Raw genomic sequence first — 18,930 nt, 5'->3', positions numbered from 1 at the left:
CGGCCCTGCGCGGCGTCCGCTGCGGCCCTGGGCCGGGCGGCCCCAGGAGAAGTCGTCGACCAGGCGGTCCCGGGCGTTGCGTTCGTAGCCGTGCCGGAGATGGCCGCCGCGTCCTGGACGCGGTCCGTCCCGGGCCGGCCGACGACGCCGTCGCAGTGACCGCCGTCAAGCTCCGCGATGTCGTCGAATGTCTCAATGCCGGACGACTGGATCGCACTCCGGGGTGACGGTATTCGACTGCCGGCCTTTGATGCCCTGCCCCTTCGCTCAGCTCCCCTGGCCGCGGCGCCGAGCGGGGCGTGCAGTGCGGCGTGGGCGGCGCGGCTGGCGGGTCTGGCCCTCGGTGGGCTGGGCGGTGGGTGAGGAGAAGCCACCGGGGACGGCCGACCGTGCGGGTACCGACACCTGGGGCGCCGGCGCCTGCCCGTCTCGCCGCTGGTTCGCGGGTGAGGACCGGGGAACGCGGGCCAGGACCCGGGCGTTGGGGATCAACGGGGCACATGCCTCGCAGACCTCTTCGAGCGTCCAGACGCGTCCTACGAGGGGATCGTGCTGGAGAACGAGTGCCACGCCGCCCGCGCAGTGGGCAGCCGCGTCGGGGTGGGCGGCGCACTGTGAAGAACCACAGTGGCACCAGGCGTTGGCATGGACGGTGGCCACCCGCGCATGGGCGGCCGCGTGCTGAGCGGCGAACGCCCGCAGCCCGGCCACGTCCTTGGAGCGGGGCGGCATCCGGCATGCCGCGGTGCTGCAGGTGACCGTGACGGTCCGGTCGGCGTGCCCGGTCAAGCGGATCGTCCAGACCCGGCCGGGGACACGCTCGGTGGAGGGTTCGCTGGCAGCGGTCGTCACAGGCGTCCATTTCTACGGAGATCAATGGCATGAAGCAGTCCACTTTGAGCTACCCGCCATCGGCGCCGCATCACCTTTGCCCCGGCGCTCAGGGGCACATTCAGCGTCGTGGGACCGCCGGGCACCACCACGCGAGCCGCGGCCGGCCGGGCCGTGGACGCACAAGTGGCCCCGGCCTGAGGGGCCGGGGCCACAGGGGTGCTCGTGGCCGTGAAGGGCGGTCGCCTACGCGGCGAAAGGCTCCATGAGGCTTCAGCCGAACGATCGTCCTCATGGGCAATGGGTGAGGCCCGGGGACACTGTCCCCTTCACAACCACGCTCTCTGCAACGCGAGCAGACAGCCGGCCATTCCCGCAGGCGCCTGCCCCTGATCTGCTGGGAGGCGAGACGATCCGGCAGCTTCAGTGCCGGCAGTGCGGGCCGCCGCGGACGGGCGGCCGTCGCGGACTCGTGCGACAACGCGATGGCCGAGGTCCTGAACGGCACCTGGCCCGCGCATACCGCTGGCCGTGTACTCCGTGTCGTTCCCCGCTCTGCGTGCCGGCCGGACAGCACAGTCGCCACACGCTCTGCGCGTGCTCCTGTGCGTGGATCCGGCCCTCAGCGGGACATACGACGTGAGGATCACCCGAAAGGCGGCGCCAGGATTCGCCCGTGCTGACGGACGGGCTCGTTCGTCAGCACCGCCACGAGTTGTGGACCGGGGAGCCGGTCACGCGACGGGGGCGGATCGCTGTGCGAGATCCAGCGCGATGTCCGTGATCATGTCCTCCTGGCCGCCGACCATCTTGCGCCGGCCGACCTCCACGAGAATCGAGCGGGTGTCGAGTCCGTACCGCTCGGCGGCGATCTCGGCGTGGCGCAGGAAACTGGAGTACACGCCCGCGTAGCCAAGGGTGAGAGTCTCGCGGTCGACGCGCACTTCGCGGTCCTGCAGCGGACGGACCAGGTCGTCGGCGGCGTCCATCAGCGGGAACAGTTCGCAGCCGTGCTTCCATCCGTGGATGTCCGCGACCGCGATGAACGCCTCGAGCGGGCAGTTCCCGGCGCCCGCGCCCTGCCCGGCGAGGGACGCGTCGACGCGTATCGCGCCGCTATCCACGGCCACCACGCTGTTCGCGACGCCGAGGGCGAGGTTGTGATGGGCGTGGATGCCCATCTCCGTCGCGGGGTCGAGGACGTCGCGGTAGGCCCGGAAGCGTGCGCGGACGTCCTCCATGGTCAGGCGCCCGCCCGAGTCGGTGACGTACACGCAGGTGGCACCGTAGGACTCCATCAGCGCGGCCTGGCGGGCCAGTTCGGCGGGTTCGGCCATGTGGGACATCATCAGGAACCCGGCGACGTCCATCCCCAGCTCTCGCGCGGCGGCGATGTGCTGGGCCGAGATGTCGGCCTCGGTGCAGTGGGTGGCGATCCGCACCGAGCGGATACCGAGCCGGTGTGCCTGCTTGAGGTCGTGGACCGTCCCGATGCCGGGCAGCAGCAGCGTGGTGGGGATCGCCCGCCGCGCGGCGTCGGTGACGGCCTCGATCCATTCCCAGTCGGTGTGGGCGCCGACGCCGTAGGTGAGGGAGGAGCCGGACAGGCCGTCGCCGTGTGCGATCTCGATCGCGGCGACACCCGCCGAGTCCAGTGCGGAGGCGATGGAGCGGGCCTGTTCGACGGAGTAGCGGTGCCGCACCGCGTGCATACCGTCCCGCAGGGTCACGTCCTGGATGTAGAGATTGCTGGTCACTTGGCCTGCACCTCCTGCTTGTGGTGGGCCGCGATGCGCTCCGCGGTGCGCAGCGCGGCGGAGGTCATGATGTCGAGGTTGCCTGCGTAGGCGGGCAGGTAGTGAGCGGCCCCCTCCACTTCCAGGAAGACGGAGACCTTCCAGGCCGTGGCGTCGCGCTCGCTCTCCGGGAGCAGGCCGCGCTGGGGGTCGTCGGCCGGCACCTGGTCGAACTGCACATCCTGCTTGAGCCGGTAGCCCGGCACGTACTCCCGGACCGTGCGTTCCATGGCGAGAACGGCCTCGCGCACCTTGGCCGTGTCGCAGTCGGAGACGAGGCAGTAGACCGTGTCCCGCATGATCAGCGGAGGCTCGGCCGGGTTGAGGACGATGATGGCCTTGCCGCGGGCCGCGCCGCCGACCTTCTCGATGGCGGCCGAGGTGGTCTCGGTGAACTCGTCGATGTTGGCGCGGGTGCCGGGGCCCGCCGACCGGGAGGAGATCGACGCGACGATCTCGCCGTAGTGGACCGGGGTGACCGAGCTGACGGCGGCGACGATCGGAATGGTGGCCTGGCCTCCGCAGGTGACCATGTTGACGTTGGGTGCGGAGAGGTGTTCGGTGCCGTTGACCGGGGGGACCACATAGGGACCGACGGCCGCCGGGGTGAGGTCGATCAGGGTGCGGCCCAGCGGGCGGAGGACCTCCTCGTGGCGCCGGTGGGCACCGGCGGAGGTCGCGTCGAAGACGATCTCCACATCCTCGAACTCGGGCATCCTGACGAGCCCGTCGATCCCCTCGTGCGTAGTGGCGATCTTGAGGCGCCGGGCGCGCGCCAGGCCGTCCGACGCCGGGTCGATGCCGGCCATGGCGACGATCTGCAGGGTCTCCGACAGCCGCAGCACCTTGATCATGAGGTCGGTGCCGATGTTGCCGGAGCCGATGACGGCGACTTTGGTGGTCACTGGGCAGCTCCTTCGGGGGCGAAACGGACGCGGACGGAGCCGAGTCCTGAGATGTGGGCCTCGAACCGGTCCCCGGGAGCGGCCGGGACCATCGGCCCGAGCGCCCCGGTGAGGATCACGTCGCCCGCCTTGAGCGCGTCGCCCATCTCGGCCAGCGTCGCGGCCAGCCACACCGCGGCGTTGAGGGGGCCGTCCAGGCAGTCGGCGCCGGTGCCCGAGGAGACGTTCTCCTCGCCGCGCAGCAGCGTCATGGTCACCTGCCGCAGGTCGACGGCGGTCAGCGGCACGGGGGTGGTGCCGAGGACGAAGAGTCCGCTGGAGGCGTTGTCGGCGACGGTGTCGGTGAAGGTGATGTCCCAGTCGGCGATCCGGCTGTCGACGATCTCCAGGGCGGGCAGGGCGAATTCGGTGGCACGGATGATGTCCGCGACGTTGGGCTCCGTGAGGTCCAGGTCGGTGCCGAGCACCAGCGCGACCTCCGCCTCCACCTTCGGCTGGAGCAGCCGGCCGGCGGGGACGCTGCCGTTGTCCGGTACGGCCATGTCCGACAGCAGGGCGCCGAAGTCGGGCTGGTCCACGCCCAGTTGTGCCTGGACGGCGGGAGAGGTCAGGCCGATCTTGCGTCCGACGATCCGGCGGCCGGCGGCCAGCTTCCGCTGCACGTTGCGTCGCTGCACCGCGTACGCCGCGTCGACGTCGTGGACGGGAAGCCGGTCGCGCACCGGCGGTACCGGCGTGCCGGACCGCTCGGCCTCGGCCAGCAGGTCGGCGGCCTCGCGGACCGCGGGGGTGTTCATGGCGGACAACCTCCGGGGGGATGGGGGCTGGGGTCGGGGAAGGAGGGGGTGGTTCGATGAGGCAGGTATAGACGGTGGGCCACCGCAGGCCAAGAAACGTTCCGCCACATGGAACATACGGGCCTGGACCAGCCCTTCCGTGTCAGGCTGGGGACGTGACAAGGAACGACTCGGTGCAGGGCAGCATGCTCGACAGGGCCGTGGGGCTGTTGGACTGCTTCCGCCCCGAGGGCGGCAGGCGACGTCTGTCCGAGCTGGCCGCCGGCACCGGACTGGCCAAGAGCACCGTGCACCGGCTCGCCGCCGACCTGGTGCGCCTGGGGCTGCTGGAGCGTGTCGGGCAGGAGTACCAGCTCGGCGGTCTGCTCTTCGATCTCGGCGGTCTGGTGCCGCGCCGCCGGGATCTGCGGGAGGTCGCGCTGCCGTTCCTGCAGGACCTGTACGAGGCGACCCGGGAGACAGTCCACCTGGGCGTCCGCGAGGACCGGTCCGTGGTCTACCTGGAACGCATCCACGGCCACGAGAAGCTCCCCCTGCCCTCCCGGGTGGGTGGCTCCCTGCCCCTGAGCTGCACCGGTGTGGGGAAGGCGCTGCTCGCGTTCTCCCCGCGCGCGGCGACCGAGGACCTGCTGGCCGGCCCGCTGCCCCGTCTCACTCCGCACTCGGTGACCGATCCCGTCCGGCTGCGCGTGCTGCTGGACCAGGCCCGGCTGGCGGGCCTGGCCTACGAGGAGCAGGAAGCGGTGGTCGGCGTGAACTGCGTGGCGTCCCCCGTCTTCGCCGCGGACGGCACGGTGGTCGCCGCCGTCTCGGTGGCCGTTCCGGTGGCTCGCTGGTACCCGGCACAGCTCGGCACCGCGGTGCGCACCGCGGCGCTGGGTCTGACCCGGGCACTTCGCTGACGGTGCCTCGGCGCGACCCGCCCCGCGGGCCCGGCGCCGCGGCCTGCTCGGTGCTGTCGGGTCAGGATGACGAGCGCGCCGTCATCACACCGAATCCGGCGATGTACTCCTTGATCGGACGGTAGAAGGAGTACGTCACGTCGTAGGGGCCCGCGGCGCCGAGAGCCGCGAAGGCGGCGACCCAGGTGCGTACCTCGTGCGCGGAGTTGCCGGCCTCCTCGGCCATCCGCGCGGGGGTCATGGCGTCGATCGGGGACAGGTCGCCGGAGGCGAGGACGGCCATCAGCGCCCGGTCCCACGCGGGGTTGAGGTCCTGGATCGTGGCGGTGCCCGCCGCGAAGGCCTTCGCGGTGTCGATGACGCGCTGCTGGCGCAGATCGCGGGCCGCGGCCGTGGGGTGCCTGCCGTTGAGGAGCATCGCGCGGGCGGTGTCGTCGGCGGTGGCCCACTGGGGCACCGGCGGATCGTGGGAGAGGCCACCGGAGCCGACGACGAGGACCCGCTCGTCGGGCAGACCCGCCAGGAACGCGCCGATCGCCTCACCGAGCCGGCGGACGCGGCGCATGGGCACGAACGGCTGAGCGACACCGTTGACGAAGACGGGAATGGTGGGAACGGCGTCGATGCCTCCGAAGAGGATCTCCAGCGGCTGGACCGCCCCGTGGTCCACCTCCATGCGGCGCGAGACGGCGACGTCCAGGTCGTGATCGGCCAGCCACCGAGCCAGGTCCTCCGCCCGTTCGGCCGGCACGTCGAGGGGGCCTTCGGCGGTGCCGTAGTCGCCGACTCCGACCGCCGCACAGCCGACGCAGAACGGTGGCATCAGATCGTGGAAGAACCCGTTGTAGTGGTCGGGGGCGAACGACACCACGAGGGTCGGCTCGTAGTCGCGTACGAACGCCCGCGCCTGGTCGAACGCGGCCTCGACAGCGTCGGCCACCTCCGCGGGCGGATCGGCGAAATCGAGCAGCGGGCTGTGCGACATGGTGACGAGGGAGAGACTCATCCTCGGTCTCCTTCCCGGGTGAGGGATGCCGCGGTGGCGACTGCGGCAAGGGCTCGTGGGGCCTGGGCGGCGAGGGACGCGGCCGCCACGAAACGGTCGGGGCGCAGGATGACCAGGCCACAGGCGCGCAGGTCGAACCAGTCCTTGAGGGCCCCGGTGAGGTCTCCCACCACGGTGACCGGCGCCGGGGAATCGGCGTGGCGTTTCTCCGCCCAGGCACGCTGCGGCTCGGGCATGAAGGAGACGAGCCTGACGCGATGGCGGCGGACCAGGTCGAGGTCGGCCGCGGAGAGGTACGCCGTCGGGTCGGTGCCCCAGGTCGCGAGCGTCCACCAGTCGCCGATGACCTCGTCGAGCAGGATGTCCGCCGCGTCCGCGGTGGAGACCCGCGGCTGGATGAACTGCAGCCCGACCGGCGAGGTGCCGCCCGCGGAGTCGGTGAAGGGTGCCAGTCGGCCACGCCTGAATCCGGCGTCCGCTCTGCCGGCTGTCAGCGTCACCTGATCGACCACCACGCCCGTGGCGTAGCGCGGCATGGGCTTGAAGCGCAGTTCGGTGAAGTACGACTTCCACTTCGGTACGAGGTTGAGCGCGGCGGCGGACACGTCCCGGAGCCGGCCTCCGAGGTGGCCCATCTTCATCACGGTACCGGCCGCCATGTTCACGTCGATCATGTCGGAGGCGTGCTTGCGACGCTCCGCGGTGTAGGTGTCGAGGAGGGACTCGCCGGCTTCGCCCCGCAGGACGGCGGTGAGCTTCCAGGCCAGGTTGGTCGCGTCACGGATACCGGAGTTCCAGCCCTGGCCGAGCCAGACCGGCATCAGGTGGGCGGCGTCTCCCGCGATGAAGACGCGGCCCTTGCGGAAGTCGGTGGCCACCCGGCCGTGATGAGTGAAGGTCCGCTGGTTGATGATGTTCAGCGCGGCCGGGTCGGGCACATGCCGGGCGAGCAGGGAACGCATGAACGCGGGGTCGTCGGCCAGTTCGGTGGGCTCGTCGTCGTGGAGCATGAACTCCCAGCGCCGGACGCCCTGGGGAAGACCGATCGACACGTACGGCCGGCGCGGGTCGGCGCCGAGGTAGACGGACGGGGTGCCGACGGGGTCGTTCTCGACGTCGATGACCACCCAGCGGGTGGAGGGCGATCTGCCCTCGAACCCCACGCCCATCCACTTGCGGGTGAAGGAACCGCCGCCCTCGCATCCGACGGCATAACGGGCGGTGAAAGAGACGGTCTCGACGGCGTTGCCGTCCGGGTCCAGCCGTTCGGCGCCGACCACGACACGGTCACCGTGGTCCTCGATGCCGACGACCCGGTGCCCGTAGTGGAGCGCGGTCTTCGGGAAGCGGGCGAGTCCGGTGGCGAGTTCCCTGTCGACGAGCGGCTGGATGAAGCCGTGCTTTCGAGGGTGGCCGAATTCCTGCGTGTGCGGGTCGTTGGTGGCCAGCACTTGTCCCCGGCCGTTCACGAGGCGCACCACGTGGTGGGGGACGGTGAAGGGCCGCACCTTCTCCCACAGCCCCGCTGTGACCAGTGTGCGGATCGACTCGTCGTCGAGCCCCACGCCCCGAGGGTAGTCGATGAGTTCGTGGCGGGCCTCCAGCACGGTGGCCGCCTGGCCGCGTGCCCCGAGCAGGTTCGCGAGCGTGAGGCCGACCGGCCCCGCTCCGATGACGACGACGTCGGTGTCGTAAGTGTTCATGGCGGTGCCCGGATCAGTTGTGCGTCAGGAAGTCGACGACAAGCCGGTTGAACTCCTCGGCGTGCTCGATCATCGCCCAGTGACCGCAGCGGTTGAGCAGCACCAGCCGGGAGTTGGGGATGTTGGCCAGCAGCCAGAGACTGATCTCGTAGTGCAGGACCCGGTCGTCCTTGCCGTGGATCAGCAGGGTCGGCGTCTGGATGCCAGGGATGGCGTCACGGTCCACCCGGACCGGGATCGGGGCCCCGTGGGCGAGGCCCTCGACGTAGTTGCGCAGGTGGTCGGGGCGGGCCAGCGCGGCCTCGGAACGGGCCCGGGTCAGCTCCGGTGTCGCGAACCGCTCCTTGTCGAAGGTCATGATCTCTACGAGCGCCTTCATGTTCTCCGGACTCGCATCCTTGTACGCCTTGACGAGGACCTTCAGTCCCTCGCTCGGGCCGTCGCCCGCTCCGAAGAGGGAAGCGGGACCGCGCCCGAGCGACGCCCCCATCGTCACGAGATGGGTGAGGCGCGCGGGGTGCAGCGTGGCGAATCGGATGGCGGTGTGCGCACCCATCGAGTTGCCGACCAGGGCCGCCGTCGGGAGCCCCAGCGCGTCCAGGAACTCCACGAGGGTCGCGTCGTGGTCCATGTCCCTGGTCGCCTGAGCGTCGGAGTCGCCCCAGCCGGGCATGTCCGGGGCAAGAACGTGGAAGCCGGCGCCGGCGATCGCGTCGATGTTGCCCGCGAAGTTCGACCAGCCCGTGGCGCCGGGGCCCGAGCCGTGCAGGAGCACGACCGGCGTGGCGCCGGTCCGGCCGGCCTCGTAGTAGCGCATCCGAAGGCCGGACGGGAGGGCGATGTCGCGGGATGCGGCTTCTTTGCTGAGGGACATGACCTGCACACCTTCTTGTGCACTATATGCACGCTAACGCTTGATAATTGCACGGAGAACTTCATGGAACGCTCAGACAGGGGGGTATGTCAACAGTCGGCCGAGGCCGGCCGGAGCCGTCGCGAGCCGGACGGGCCTCAGCCGAGGAAGTGGGCGCGCACCCGTGCGGCCGCCGCCAGGAGCGCCGGCCCGGCCCCCTCGGCGATCTCGGGGCGGTACGTGATGAGATTCAGGCAGGCGGGCGGAAGGCCCTCGACCGAGATCGGGGCTGCCACCCCGTACGCCCCGGGTTCGACCTCGCCGAAGGTCGACGCGAAGCCCCGTTCACGCGCCTCGGTGACGTTCGCGGCCTCCCCGGGCGAGGCCGACTGGGCGGCCAGCAGCGCGACACCGGCGGAGCCCCGGGCGAGGGGATGGCGGCTGCCGGTCTTGAAGCTCAACACGTACGCCGCACCGGGCGGCTCGACCACTGACAGCGCGACCGCCTGGCTGCCCTCGATCACCAACAGCGATACGGTGGCGCCGAGTTCGGCCGCCAGGTCGTGCATGACAGGTTCCGCGGCCGAACGCAGCGTGGCCTGGATTCCCGTGGCGAGGGCGGCGAGCCCGGCACCGGTGCGATAGCGGCCGTCGCCGCCGCGGGTGACGAGGTGGAACTCCGCGAGCGTGGACAGCAGGCGCGAGGCGATGGACCGGTGGACATCCAGCCGGGCGGCGACTTCCTGGATGCTGAGGCCGTCCGCGGCCATGCTGACGAGTTGCAGAACGCGCAGGCCACGAGCGAGCGTCTGCGTTCCGGCGGCGCGAGGTGAATCCGTCACGCTGCGAAGCCTAAAGCCGCGGGCGCGGGCCCGCCGCGCCGGTCGCACCTCCAGCACCTGCCCCGACGCCCGGGACGGGGCCGGCGGCCTCGCGATGTCCCACAGGCCGTCCGGCACGATCCGGCGCCATGTTTCCCCGCTCTGCACCGGGTCGGAGTCCGCCTCACCACGCAGGCTGTTCGATCGACGGCCGCCGCCGTACGGCGCCAAGAGCCGACATCGTGCTGCCCGCCCACAAGATCACCACGGCCGAGATCCGCGAGGCCGTCCGCACCCGGCATCGGCACCACCGCGACTGGCGGTGATCCTTCGGGTCATCGACGGATGCGGCGTGGCGGAGCGCCACTTCCCCCGGTCCTTCGCCGAGGCCGTGGCGGCAACGGGGGTGTGACGCCGCATGGACGCCGCCTTCCGTGACGCCTCCCCCATGGCCGCCGACGCAGCCCGTCGCACCCTGGAAAACGGCGGACTCACCGCGGCGGACATGGACGTCGTGATTCTCCGAGTCGCTGCGGAAGAACGGCAACCTCGGCGGGAACGCGGTGCCGGACGCCCGCGCCGCACCCACGCCCTGCCGCCTGCCCCGGGCACCGAGGGCCTGCCGGTCGCCTTCGGCCCCGGCTTCGCCGTGGCCGGCGTACGCGGACGCCGGCACCACCGACGCGGAACCGGCCGGGCCCCGGCTCCGCGAGCAGCCCTCCGCGCCAGCCGCCCGTCGCGGCCTGGTGCCTGCGCCCTGAGCGGCTCAGGCACGCGGTCGATCCGGCCGCCGCCGCACGCCGGGCGCGTTGGCTTCCCGGGATCCGCCCCGCAAGAACAGTCCGACTCGCCACACTGGCAGCCATGCCGTGGGACAAGCGGTTCCATGGCGGATCGGGGGGTAGCGCCCGCATGTCCAGGCAACAGGTGCTGATCCTCGACTGCTGCTACAGCGGCGCCTTCCCGGCCGGCCGGCTCGCCAGTCAGCCCACCACAGGGCTTCCTCGCCGCGTGCCTCGGTGAGATCGCCCGCGCCCGGCCAGCGGGGACCGAGGCACGCTGGACCACGGAGAGCTCGACGTCTCACCGCCTACCGTGCAGCAAGTCGTTGGTTGAGCTGTCAGCACCGTGGACCGCGTCCATATCCCGTCACACGACGCTCCAAGAGCCAACTTTGAGCATAGTCAACAGCGTCAACGAAACTCAGCAGCCTGCACGACGCCGAGCCGACCCGGCCTTTTCGCACGGCTCCACTCGCTGACACTCGTTCAAAATCTTCTCCGATACGGCCGAAGTCACTGTCGTCCAAGGCTACGTCCTCATATTCCCACCATTGCCGCATTCCGTCCTTGCGGATGACACACCTGTATGTGCGACGAGGCGGATCCGTAACGCGATACTCGCCGAGATGGAATGCCGTACAGCGATCGAAACCGACACCGAGCAGAAGCACCTGCGCCCGCATGTCGTACAACCGTGCAAGAGGAGAGTGCTTACCGAGGTGACAGTCGAGGTGGTGACCTTGGATGATCTTTGCGGCCTGGGCGCCCAGCGCAGCGAATGACGTCTGCGGATGGGCGCTGCGGATGGAGTTCGCGTGGCATCGGACCGTCTCGGCCAGCACACCCATGCCGGTGGATGGGGTGGTCGCCGGATCGAAGGGTGGCATGTTTTCGCGAAATGTGACGCGAGCCTCGTCACTCAGGCCACGAATCTGTTCCTGGTGAGCTGATGAGGTATCCGAGTTGTCTGAAGTGAAAGCCGGAACCACGAGCGTGCCGTCCGGACCCAGTAAGCGCCTGAGTGCATTCATAACTGAGATCGCACCGCCTTTGACCCCTCCGACAGACCTCATCGAAGCATGCACCATCAGAGTGCCGCCGGACTCGATTCCCAGTCGAGCCAGCTGTTCGGTGATTTCGGACTCGGTGAGCTCTTCCATGACAGAGGCAGCGAGCACAGCTCTCCATCCCCGTCGCCCCACCGGCAAGAGGAGCGACGACGTAGTCGGCGATGGCTCATCGTAGGGCTCCAGGAAGGTCGGTTCCGCCCAATGAGAAAATGACGACGTCCGAACATAGTTGTCACGTCCTTTCCCGGACCGTCGGTAACCTCATACTCCAGCCGAATTTTTGCATTTCCCCTGTTTAACGGCCTGGCAGTGAGGAGGGTAGCGGGGTTGGGCATGCGCGGGACGATCTTGAGCAGACCGTCCCGCCAACGGGCGCCCGCGCCGCATGCAATGCCGGCGCGGTGAGCAGTCCGCTGTCGTGATTGACGAGGTGGTGGACAGGGTTCGCAGTTGACCGCTGACCACCAGGGCGATTTCAAAGCCGGTGCAGGCCCCCACCGTCACCAACCTCAGCGTGGACTTCCCGTACGCCGTCCAGGCCACGAAGATCGTACGGCACCGCACCAGCGTCACCACCGGCAAGCGCAGCCGCGAGACGGTCTACGTCATCACCGATCCGACCAGCAGGCAAGCCTCCCCACACCAGTCCGAGCGGGAGGTCCCGTACCGTGACGTCCAGCCGGCGCCACACCTGGCCGACCTGCTCAGTGGTCATCACTGACCGGTTGTAGCCAGGACGTCGAGGCGCTCGTCACGCCGTCGGGGCACCAGGTTGCCGCGCCGGCGGGCCGGCCGCAGGAAGACGATCGTCGCCAGCACGGCGAACGACATCGAGTACAGACCGGCCTCCGGGCCGAACTCGCCGCCCGTGATCAGGGCCGCGCCCGACGTCGAGGCGTCCAGCAGCCCGTGCGTGGCGCCGTTGCCGGAGACTTCGGTGCCGAGGATGCCGGACTCCTCGAAGTTCCAGCCGAAGTGCAGGCCGACGCCCGACACAGCACCCGTGTCTCGCGGCTCTCTTCACGCCCCGAGGCCGGGCGTGCAACTGTTCGGGGTCGACAGGAGTCTATTGAGCGCAGCGATGTTCCCCGGAGGACACCGTCCGTTCACCCAGCACTCCCACAGAGGTTCGCCATGCCGATGCTCCGACCCGACCGCCGCGCCTCCCGTACCTCGCGCGCTTCCCGTGCGGCCGCCGCGGCCCTCGGTGCCGCGGGACTGATCGCGCTGGCCGCGGCCCCCGCCGCCTTCGCCGACGACGCCGAGCCCGAGCTGGTCGTCGGAGGCATCAAGCCGGTCGACGGGCTGAAGCCGGGGAGCACCTTCGACGTGCCGGTCACCGTGGCGAACAAGGGCACCGCCACCGCCGCGAAGGTGTGGGTCACCTACGCCGTCACCCGGGGCCTCGACTTCGCGGAGGTCCCCTCCAACTGCTGGACCCAGCACGTCAGGTCGTACGACGAGATGCCCGAGCGGTGGACCGCGGTCTGCGAGTACGACCGGCCGGCGCAGCCGGGGGTCCTCTACACCCCCGAGACTCCGCTCCGCGTCAAGGCACTGGACCGCGCGCTCGACGACGAACTGCGCGTGAAGGTCGACTGGAACGCCCCATGGCCGGACGAGAACGGCGATGACCCGGTCGCGGGAACCGCACCGGCGGTGAAACTGGCCGAGACACAGACCGGGGTCGCGGGGTCCAAGCGGGTCGTCGACGTGCCGGTCACTTCCGTCAACACAGCAGACTTCCAGGTCACGGGCGCCGCGTTGAAGGGGAGCGTCGGCGAAACGGTGCCGATGAAGCTGGAGTTCACCAACGCCGGGCCCGCCTGGGTGAGGTCCACCACCGTGAGAGTCGTGGTCACACCGCCCGCCGGAACGTCGGTCGTCAAGGTCGCCGCGTTCTGCAGGGCCGATAGGCACGTCTACTACTGCGGCATGCGTCAGCCGGCCTACAACGAGGGCGGCCACGAGAACTACACCTTCCAGTTGAGGATCGACAAGCGGGTGCCGCATGCCAAGGGCTCGGTGGCGCTGAGCCCCGAGGCGCGGCCGTTCGACCCCGACAAGACCAACGACAAGGCCGACATCACGCTGGACGTCACGGGTGGAGACCCGACCGGCACACCGGGCGGCCCGGGCGGCCCGGGCGGCTCGGGCACCCCGACGAGCAGCCCGACCGACGGCTCGACAAGTGGCTCGGGCGGATCGAGTGGATCGGCCGGGGGCGGATCGTCGTCGCCCGCCGACGACGGTACGACGCCGCCTGACGGCAACCTGGCAGCGACCGGTTCCCCGGCGCTGCCGATCGCGGGCGCGGCGGCCGCGGCGATGGTCGCGGGCACGGGGACGCTCGTCCTCGTGCGCCGCCGCCGCAACCAGAACCCCGGCTGACGGACGACCGCCCGCTGATGCCACTCATTCTTCCGGCCACAGAGGCGGTTGGCTTGAACGGCATCGGCGACCAGACCTGATGGAGCAGGACCAATCGGTCGTCACCCACGAACACGCCCGTTGCCGCTGTCGCGCTTGCCGCTGAACGCCTCGTTGCGGATGAGGTCGAGGAAGCTCGGGCTGTCCCTTCCCGGTGCTGGTGTAGACGAAGAAGCGTCCGGTGAAGGCGCCGGCGACCAGCAGGCGGTTCCCGGTGATCTTGATGCCGGCGGCTTGGGTACGGCCGTCCTGGCCGCCCGGCAGGAACGGGGCGAGTGCCTTCGCCCCCAGGCGCCCGCGGTAGACGGTGCCGTCGTCGATGCTCGCGGTGTAGACGTGATGATTGTCGGCGGCAATGCTTTCGGGGAAGGCGTTGGCGCCGTCGACCGTGATCGTGCAGGCGCTGTCCGCGCGGTCGTGGATCGTTGCGGCGGTGGCGGGGACGGCGAGCGGGGCCAGGGCGGCGAACGTCGTGGTGAGAGTGAGGAGAGTACGTCGCGCGGTGCTGCGGCTGGAGATGATGACGGCCTTTTCCGGTCGGTTCACAGCGGTGTGGTTTTCTTCGGTGCTCACGGGCGGGGCGATGTCAGCGCAGGGCGGCGGTGATCGCGTCGGCGAGGGTGGTGGTGGGCCGTCCGGTCAGGCGGCGCAGGTCGCCGGAGTCGGTGAACAGTTCGCCGCGGCCCAGTCCGAGGTCGGAGTCGGCGAGGATCTGGGCCAGTTCGGCGGGCACGCCTGAGTCGGTCAGTGCCTGGGCGAACTCGCCTGCGGGGAGGTCGGTGTAGGTGAGGGACGTGCCGGTCGCGGCGGAGGCGGTGGCGGCGAGTTCGGCCAGGGTGAACGCCTGGTCGCCACCCAGCTCGTAAACGGCGCCGGTGTGGCCCTCGGCGGTCAGGACGACCGCGGCGGCCTCGGCGTAGTCGGTGCGGGTCGCGGCACTGACCCTGCCCTTGCCGGCCGCTCCGAGGAAGGTGCCGTGCCGGCGGGCCAGGGGCAGCTGGTCGGTGTAGTTCTCCAGGTACCAGCTGTTGCGCAGCACAACGGCTGGGGCGTCACGCTCACGCAGGTACTCCTCCGTGGCACGGTGGGTGCCGGCGAGGATCGTGCGGGCTGTGTCGGCCCGCGTCATGCTCGTGTACGCGATCAGGGACACCCCGGCGGTCAGTGCCGCGTCGATGGCGCGGCGGTGATTGGCCAGGCGCTCGGCCACGGGGATCGAGGCCGAGATCAGCAGTAGCTTCTCCGCTCCCGCGAAGGCCACCGCAAGGCTGTCGGGGTCGGCGAAGTCCGCCCGGCGCGTCACGACACCACGGTCGGCCAGGTCCTTGATCCTGGCGGTGTCCCGGCCCGTGGCGACGATGCCCGCGGCCGGCACTCCGTGCCGCAGCAGCGCCTCGACGGTGAGTCGGCCCAGCTGGCCGGTGGCTCCGGTGACGACGATGGACATGTGAGGCTCCCATTTCCGCCGCGGCTTTCGCGGCAGCCACCACTCTGACCTGGCAGCTCTCCATCAGTAAGTAGCCACCTTTTGGTAAGGTAGCCACCCGGATGAAAGAAATGAGGTGGGGGCTGTGGGGACTGTCGAGACTGTGACCGGCGCGACATCGTCGTGGGATCCGTACGAGCAGGGCTGCCCGTCGCGGGACCTGCTCGACCGGATCGGCGACAAATGGTCGATCCTCGTTCTCGGCGAACTCGGGGAGCACGGGACAGCCCGGTTCACCGAGCTGCGCAAGCGCCTGTCGGGGGTCAGCGAGAAGATGCTCACCCAGACGCTGCGCGCCCTCGAACGCGACGGCCTGGTCCTGCGAACGGTCCACCCGGAAGTGCCGGTGCGCGTCGAGTACGAGCTGACCCCGCTCGGGCGCACTCTGCGCGGCCCCCTCAGGGGGCTCACGGAATGGTCCCTGCAGCACATGGCCGAGGTCCTCGCAGCCCGCGAGGCGTACAACACCCGCGCCGAGCAGACCGACTGAACCACTCCTCGCCCGGGGCAGCGCCCGGCCCAGCCCTCCAGACCGACTCCGCTCAGTTCTGTGAGCACTGAGTTCGGCCCCGTTGAGCAGGAACTCCGCATCGGCCCGCATCACGCCGCTCTCGTACCGGGGACGGGAGCCGGCGGCCATGGAGTACCCGAGCGCCCGCTCGGGCCGCATGCCGTACGCGGAGCCCACCCGGCACGCCGGCTGCTCCCACGGGCCAGCAGGCAGGTGAGACCGTGGGCAGCCCTCAAGCAACTCAAGCTTGCTCGATCGACACAACAGGCCCAGGCGGGGCAGCGGTTTGGCTGCTTCGTCCCGGTGCCGGCACTCGCAGGCCAGGATCAAGATAAGAACATCCGTTCCTAAGTAGTGTACGTTTGTTCTTATGGCTGGGAAGGAAGCACCCTCAGACCGACGAACAGCGGACGGCGAGGGGCAACGCACACGCCGCCACGATCCGCGGCGCAGGGAGCGCGTGCTCGACGCCGCGCTGCAGGTGCTCGTCGACGACGGGATCGCCGGAATCACGCACCGCAAGGTCGCCGCCCGTGCGGACGTACCGCTGGGCTCCGTCACCTATCACTTCGCGAGCCTGACCGAACTGTGCGCGCAGGCCTTCGGCAGGTACGTCGAACAACGGACCGCCGAGTACGAGGCGCTCTTCACCGAAGTGACCTCGCGCGAGGACCTGATCGACATCCTGGTGGAGCTGGTCCGGGGAGGACCGTCCCGGCACCGCAGCGCGGTCCTCGGCTTCGAACTGCACCTGGCCGCGTTGCGCGATCCCGCGCTGCGCGCCCTGACCCAGGAGTGGACCAGGTCCAGCCGGGCGGTGCTGGCCCGCTTCACCGGGCCGGAGACCGCCGCCCGTCTCGACGCCCTGCTGGAAGGAATGATCATGCACGCCCTGCTCTCCACGGACCAGGAGCCGCGTGAGGAGACCCGGGCAGCCATCGTGCAGGTGCTCGGCCCGGTCGCCGGATCGCCTGCGTGAACACCCGCGGCCCGGGAGACCCGTGGGCGCGCGAGACCAGGAGCGCCGTACGGTCGACCTACCTGGTCGACCGCACCCGCGGCACCGTCATCGCGGGCGGAGGCACGTGGGTCCGGGCCGCACGCCTGGCGCGACGCGCGCACGGTCGCCCTCGGCCTCGTCGCCTTGGCCTTCGCATGGGCGAAAGGAGCGGGGAGCAACTGGGTCAGCCTCACCGTCATCGACCGCCACCACACCACGGCGGCCATCGGCACGCTCGCCTATGCCGCCTTCCTCACGGCCGTCACCCTGGGCCCCTGGCTCGGACCGCTGATCGTCGACCGGCTGGGCAGCCCGGCGTACTGCGTGCGGCGGCCTGTGCCGCCTGTCTGGGGGTGGCCCTGTTCGCGACCGGGCCCCGTCTCTGGACGGACTTCGCCGGCGCGGTGCTGTGGGGAGCGGGTGCCGCACCCGGCTTCCGCCTCGGCCTGAGCGCCGGTTCGGACGACCCCGCCCACGCGGTCGCCCGGGTCGGAGTGGTCACCTCGATCGGGTACTGCGGCCTCGTCGGCGGCCCGCCCCCGATCGGAGCCCCCGCCGAACGGACCGGCCTCGCACCGGCCCTGCTGGTGGTCGCCGCTGTTACGGCCTCATCGCTCGTCCTCGCCGGCGCCCTTCGTGCCGCCCCACGGACCACATACGAGGAGGCGGCCGACGCCGCCCCTGCCACGCCCGCCCCCTGAGTACGGACACCAAGGAGCACGCCGTGCCGACTGCCGCCCCCCTCATCGAGGTCAGTGACGCCGACCTGGAGGACCTCCGCGCCCGGCTGCGTGCCACCCGGTGGCCCGAGCCCTGGCCGGTCGACGGCTGGGAGGCGGGCACCGACGCCGCCGAGCTCCGCCGCCTCGTCACGTACTGGGCCACCGACTACGCGTGGCGAACCCATGAAGCCGCCGTCAACGCCCTGCCGTCCCACTTCGCCGGCATCGACGGAACACCTGTGCACTACCTCCGTTACGACGCCGAGCACCCGGAGGCCCTGCCGATCGTGCTCACCCACGGCTGGCCGAGCACCGTCCTGGAACTCACGACCCTCGCCGAACGACTGGCCGCCCCGTCCCGCCACGGCGGTGATGCCCGGGACGCCTTCACCGTCATCGTCCCCTCACTGCCCGGCTTCGCCTTCTCCCCTCAGCGGCCCACTCTCACCGGCGCCGAGCAGACCCACGACCTCTGGCACCGGCTGATGCACGACCATCTCGGCTTCCGGCACTACGCGGCCCACGGCGGAGATCTGGGCGCCGGCATCACCTCACGACTCGCCGAAGCGCACCCCGAGTCCGTCGTCGGCATCCACCTGCTCGCCGCCGCGGCCCCAGCCGACGACGACCCGACCTCGTTGACGCCCGAGGAGCAGAAGTACCTCTCCTCCGTCGCGGCGTGGCAGGCGGAGGAGGGCGGCTACCTGTGCCAGCAGAGCACCCGCCCCCTCACCCTCGCCCCCGCCCTGGCCGACTCACCCGCCGGGCTGCTCTCCTGGATCCTGGAGAAGTGCCGCGCGTGGAGCGACTGCGGAGGCGCCCCCTCCACATGCTTCAGCGACGATTTTCTCCTCACCCAGGCATCTCTCTACTGGTTCACCGGCACCATCTCCACGTCCTTCCGCCCGTACTACGAGTACGCACACCACCTGACCCGACGGGTGCAACGGGTGGACGTACCCACCGCCCTCGCCCTGTTCCCGGCAGACCTCTCCCAACCACCACGAAGCTGGGCCGAACGGACGTATCACCTCACGCGCTACACCCGCATGCCCCGCGGCGGACACTTCGCCGCCCACGAGCAACCCGCCCTGCTCGCCGACGACATCACCGCGTTCTTCCGCGACCTCCGCTCCCGCCACCCGCGGGCCGCACGGCAGGACCTGTGATCCACCAGCATCATGGCAGCGCCCCATGAATACCCGGACGAGTTCCGCGAGCGCGCGATCCGTGAGGTCCGGGCCACCGATTCGGTACACCGACCGGCTCGCCGCCTACGAAAGGACGCTGCCGACGTGCCTGACATGAAGGATGT

At 70.5% G+C, this 18,930-nt stretch carries 18 protein-coding genes and 1 pseudogene; 7 read left to right on the top strand and 12 right to left on the bottom strand.

Annotated elements, in window-relative coordinates; genetic code table 11:
- Nucleotides 1-267 precede the first annotated feature (267 nt).
- From LQ326_RS09805 to mhpD, 4 genes are all read right to left on the bottom strand, one after another.
- Complete coding sequence (locus LQ326_RS09805; protein ID WP_234534700.1) at nucleotides 268-852, bottom strand: hypothetical protein; 585 nt, start codon at nucleotides 850-852, stop codon at nucleotides 268-270.
- A gap of 713 nt (nucleotides 853-1,565) precedes the next feature.
- Nucleotides 1,566-2,543 carry a 4-hydroxy-2-oxovalerate aldolase gene (dmpG, locus tag LQ326_RS09800; protein WP_234534887.1) on the bottom strand — a complete coding sequence of 326 codons (978 nt, stop codon included), beginning with the start codon at nucleotides 2,541-2,543 and terminating at the stop codon, nucleotides 1,566-1,568.
- 41 nt (nucleotides 2,544-2,584) lie between these two features.
- A complete protein-coding gene (locus tag LQ326_RS09795; RefSeq protein ID WP_308401879.1) occupies nucleotides 2,585-3,532 on the bottom strand; it encodes an acetaldehyde dehydrogenase (acetylating) in 948 nt (315 codons plus the stop codon).
- Nucleotides 3,529-4,329, bottom strand: coding sequence for a 2-keto-4-pentenoate hydratase (mhpD, locus tag LQ326_RS09790; RefSeq protein ID WP_234534698.1), 801 nt, complete (start codon nucleotides 4,327-4,329; stop codon nucleotides 3,529-3,531). The genes LQ326_RS09795 and mhpD overlap by 4 nt, the downstream gene beginning before the upstream one ends.
- Nucleotides 4,330-4,514: 185 nt before the next feature.
- Between mhpD and LQ326_RS09785 the strand changes: the two genes are divergently transcribed.
- Nucleotides 4,515-5,231, top strand: coding sequence for an IclR family transcriptional regulator (locus tag LQ326_RS09785; protein ID WP_234534883.1), 717 nt, complete (start codon nucleotides 4,515-4,517; stop codon nucleotides 5,229-5,231).
- Nucleotides 5,232-5,292: 61 nt separating this feature from the next.
- On the opposite strand, the gene LQ326_RS09780 is transcribed toward LQ326_RS09785, so the two are convergent.
- The 5 genes from LQ326_RS09780 to LQ326_RS09760 form a co-directional block, all read right to left on the bottom strand.
- Nucleotides 5,293-6,237: a 3-carboxyethylcatechol 2,3-dioxygenase gene (locus LQ326_RS09780; RefSeq protein ID WP_234534697.1), complete on the bottom strand. Its 945-nt coding sequence runs from the start codon at nucleotides 6,235-6,237 to the stop codon at nucleotides 5,293-5,295.
- Nucleotides 6,234-7,940: a bifunctional 3-(3-hydroxy-phenyl)propionate/3-hydroxycinnamic acid hydroxylase MhpA gene (gene mhpA, locus LQ326_RS09775; protein ID WP_234534696.1), complete on the bottom strand. Its 1,707-nt coding sequence runs from the start codon at nucleotides 7,938-7,940 to the stop codon at nucleotides 6,234-6,236. The genes LQ326_RS09780 and mhpA overlap by 4 nt, the downstream gene beginning before the upstream one ends.
- Before the next feature lie 13 nt (nucleotides 7,941-7,953).
- Entirely contained in the window at nucleotides 7,954-8,814 is an 861-nt protein-coding gene (locus LQ326_RS09770; protein WP_234534694.1) for an alpha/beta fold hydrolase, read from the bottom strand.
- 137 nt (nucleotides 8,815-8,951) lie between these two features.
- A complete protein-coding gene (locus tag LQ326_RS09765; RefSeq protein WP_234534692.1) occupies nucleotides 8,952-9,635 on the bottom strand; it encodes an IclR family transcriptional regulator in 684 nt (227 codons plus the stop codon).
- A 1,099-nt stretch (nucleotides 9,636-10,734) separates the two neighbouring features.
- A complete protein-coding gene (locus LQ326_RS09760) occupies nucleotides 10,735-11,556 on the bottom strand; it encodes an AAC(3) family N-acetyltransferase (protein ID WP_234534690.1) in 822 nt (273 codons plus the stop codon).
- A 394-nt stretch (nucleotides 11,557-11,950) separates the two neighbouring features.
- Between LQ326_RS09760 and LQ326_RS09755 the strand changes: the two genes are divergently transcribed.
- On the top strand, nucleotides 11,951-12,187 hold the full coding sequence (locus tag LQ326_RS09755; RefSeq protein WP_234534689.1) for a hypothetical protein: 237 nt from the start codon (nucleotides 11,951-11,953) through the stop codon (nucleotides 12,185-12,187).
- On the opposite strand, the pseudogene LQ326_RS09750 reads toward LQ326_RS09755, so the two are convergent.
- Nucleotides 12,181-12,453 (bottom strand): annotated as a pseudogene (locus tag LQ326_RS09750) (CPBP family intramembrane glutamate endopeptidase); the annotation flags it as partial. The gene LQ326_RS09755 and the pseudogene LQ326_RS09750 sit on opposite strands and share 7 nt — an antisense overlap.
- 147 nt (nucleotides 12,454-12,600) lie before the next feature.
- Here LQ326_RS09750 and LQ326_RS09745 point away from each other — a divergent pair.
- Complete coding sequence (locus LQ326_RS09745) at nucleotides 12,601-13,857, top strand: COG1361 family protein (protein ID WP_234534687.1); 1,257 nt, start codon at nucleotides 12,601-12,603, stop codon at nucleotides 13,855-13,857.
- Nucleotides 13,858-13,881: 24 nt separating this feature from the next.
- Here the strand turns inward: LQ326_RS09745 and LQ326_RS09740 are convergent, their stop codons facing one another.
- Together LQ326_RS09740 and LQ326_RS09735 are read right to left on the bottom strand one after the other, a co-directional pair.
- Nucleotides 13,882-14,469, bottom strand: a complete 588-nt coding sequence (locus LQ326_RS09740; RefSeq protein WP_234534685.1) for a hypothetical protein — start codon at nucleotides 14,467-14,469, stop codon at nucleotides 13,882-13,884.
- A 13-nt stretch (nucleotides 14,470-14,482) separates the two neighbouring features.
- A complete protein-coding gene (locus tag LQ326_RS09735; protein WP_234534682.1) occupies nucleotides 14,483-15,343 on the bottom strand; it encodes an SDR family oxidoreductase in 861 nt (286 codons plus the stop codon).
- A 124-nt stretch (nucleotides 15,344-15,467) separates the two neighbouring features.
- On the opposite strand from LQ326_RS09735, the gene LQ326_RS09730 reads away from it, so the two are divergent.
- From LQ326_RS09730 to LQ326_RS09715, 4 genes are all read left to right on the top strand, one after another.
- Nucleotides 15,468-15,872 (top strand): winged helix-turn-helix transcriptional regulator, encoded by a 405-nt coding sequence (locus LQ326_RS09730; RefSeq protein WP_234534680.1) that lies wholly within the window; start codon nucleotides 15,468-15,470, stop codon nucleotides 15,870-15,872.
- Between the two features lie 481 nt (nucleotides 15,873-16,353).
- On the top strand, nucleotides 16,354-16,872 hold the full coding sequence (locus tag LQ326_RS09725; protein WP_234534678.1) for a TetR/AcrR family transcriptional regulator: 519 nt from the start codon (nucleotides 16,354-16,356) through the stop codon (nucleotides 16,870-16,872).
- A gap of 374 nt (nucleotides 16,873-17,246) precedes the next feature.
- Nucleotides 17,247-17,594 (top strand): hypothetical protein, encoded by a 348-nt coding sequence (locus LQ326_RS09720; protein WP_234534676.1) that lies wholly within the window; start codon nucleotides 17,247-17,249, stop codon nucleotides 17,592-17,594.
- A gap of 23 nt (nucleotides 17,595-17,617) precedes the next feature.
- Nucleotides 17,618-18,784: an epoxide hydrolase family protein gene (locus LQ326_RS09715; protein WP_234534674.1), complete on the top strand. Its 1,167-nt coding sequence runs from the start codon at nucleotides 17,618-17,620 to the stop codon at nucleotides 18,782-18,784.
- Nucleotides 18,785-18,930 lie beyond the last annotated feature (146 nt).

Source organism: Streptomyces shenzhenensis (assembly GCF_021462265.1).
Classification (GTDB): domain Bacteria; phylum Actinomycetota; class Actinomycetes; order Streptomycetales; family Streptomycetaceae; genus Streptomyces; species Streptomyces shenzhenensis.
The sequence above is the reverse complement of the archived record's forward strand: the minus strand, read 5'-3'. Positions and strand labels throughout refer to the sequence as shown.

Excerpts from the sequence above, each read along its gene's own strand:
- dmpG (WP_234534887.1), bottom strand. The coding sequence starts at position 2,543 with ATGCACGCGGTGCGGCACCGCTACTCCGTCGAACAGGCCCGCTCCATC.
- mhpD (WP_234534698.1), bottom strand. The coding sequence starts at position 4,329 with ATGAACACCCCCGCGGTCCGCGAGGCCGCCGACCTGCTGGCCGAGGCC.
- LQ326_RS09785 (WP_234534883.1), top strand. The coding sequence starts at position 4,515 with ATGCTCGACAGGGCCGTGGGGCTGTTGGACTGCTTCCGCCCCGAGGGC.
- LQ326_RS09780 (WP_234534697.1), bottom strand. The coding sequence starts at position 6,237 with ATGAGTCTCTCCCTCGTCACCATGTCGCACAGCCCGCTGCTCGATTTC.
- mhpA (WP_234534696.1), bottom strand. The coding sequence starts at position 7,940 with ATGAACACTTACGACACCGACGTCGTCGTCATCGGAGCGGGGCCGGTC.
- LQ326_RS09770 (WP_234534694.1), bottom strand. The coding sequence starts at position 8,814 with ATGTCCCTCAGCAAAGAAGCCGCATCCCGCGACATCGCCCTCCCGTCC.
- LQ326_RS09760 (WP_234534690.1), bottom strand. The coding sequence starts at position 11,556 with ATGGAAGAGCTCACCGAGTCCGAAATCACCGAACAGCTGGCTCGACTG.
- LQ326_RS09745 (WP_234534687.1), top strand. The coding sequence starts at position 12,601 with ATGCCGATGCTCCGACCCGACCGCCGCGCCTCCCGTACCTCGCGCGCT.
- LQ326_RS09735 (WP_234534682.1), bottom strand. The coding sequence starts at position 15,343 with ATGTCCATCGTCGTCACCGGAGCCACCGGCCAGCTGGGCCGACTCACC.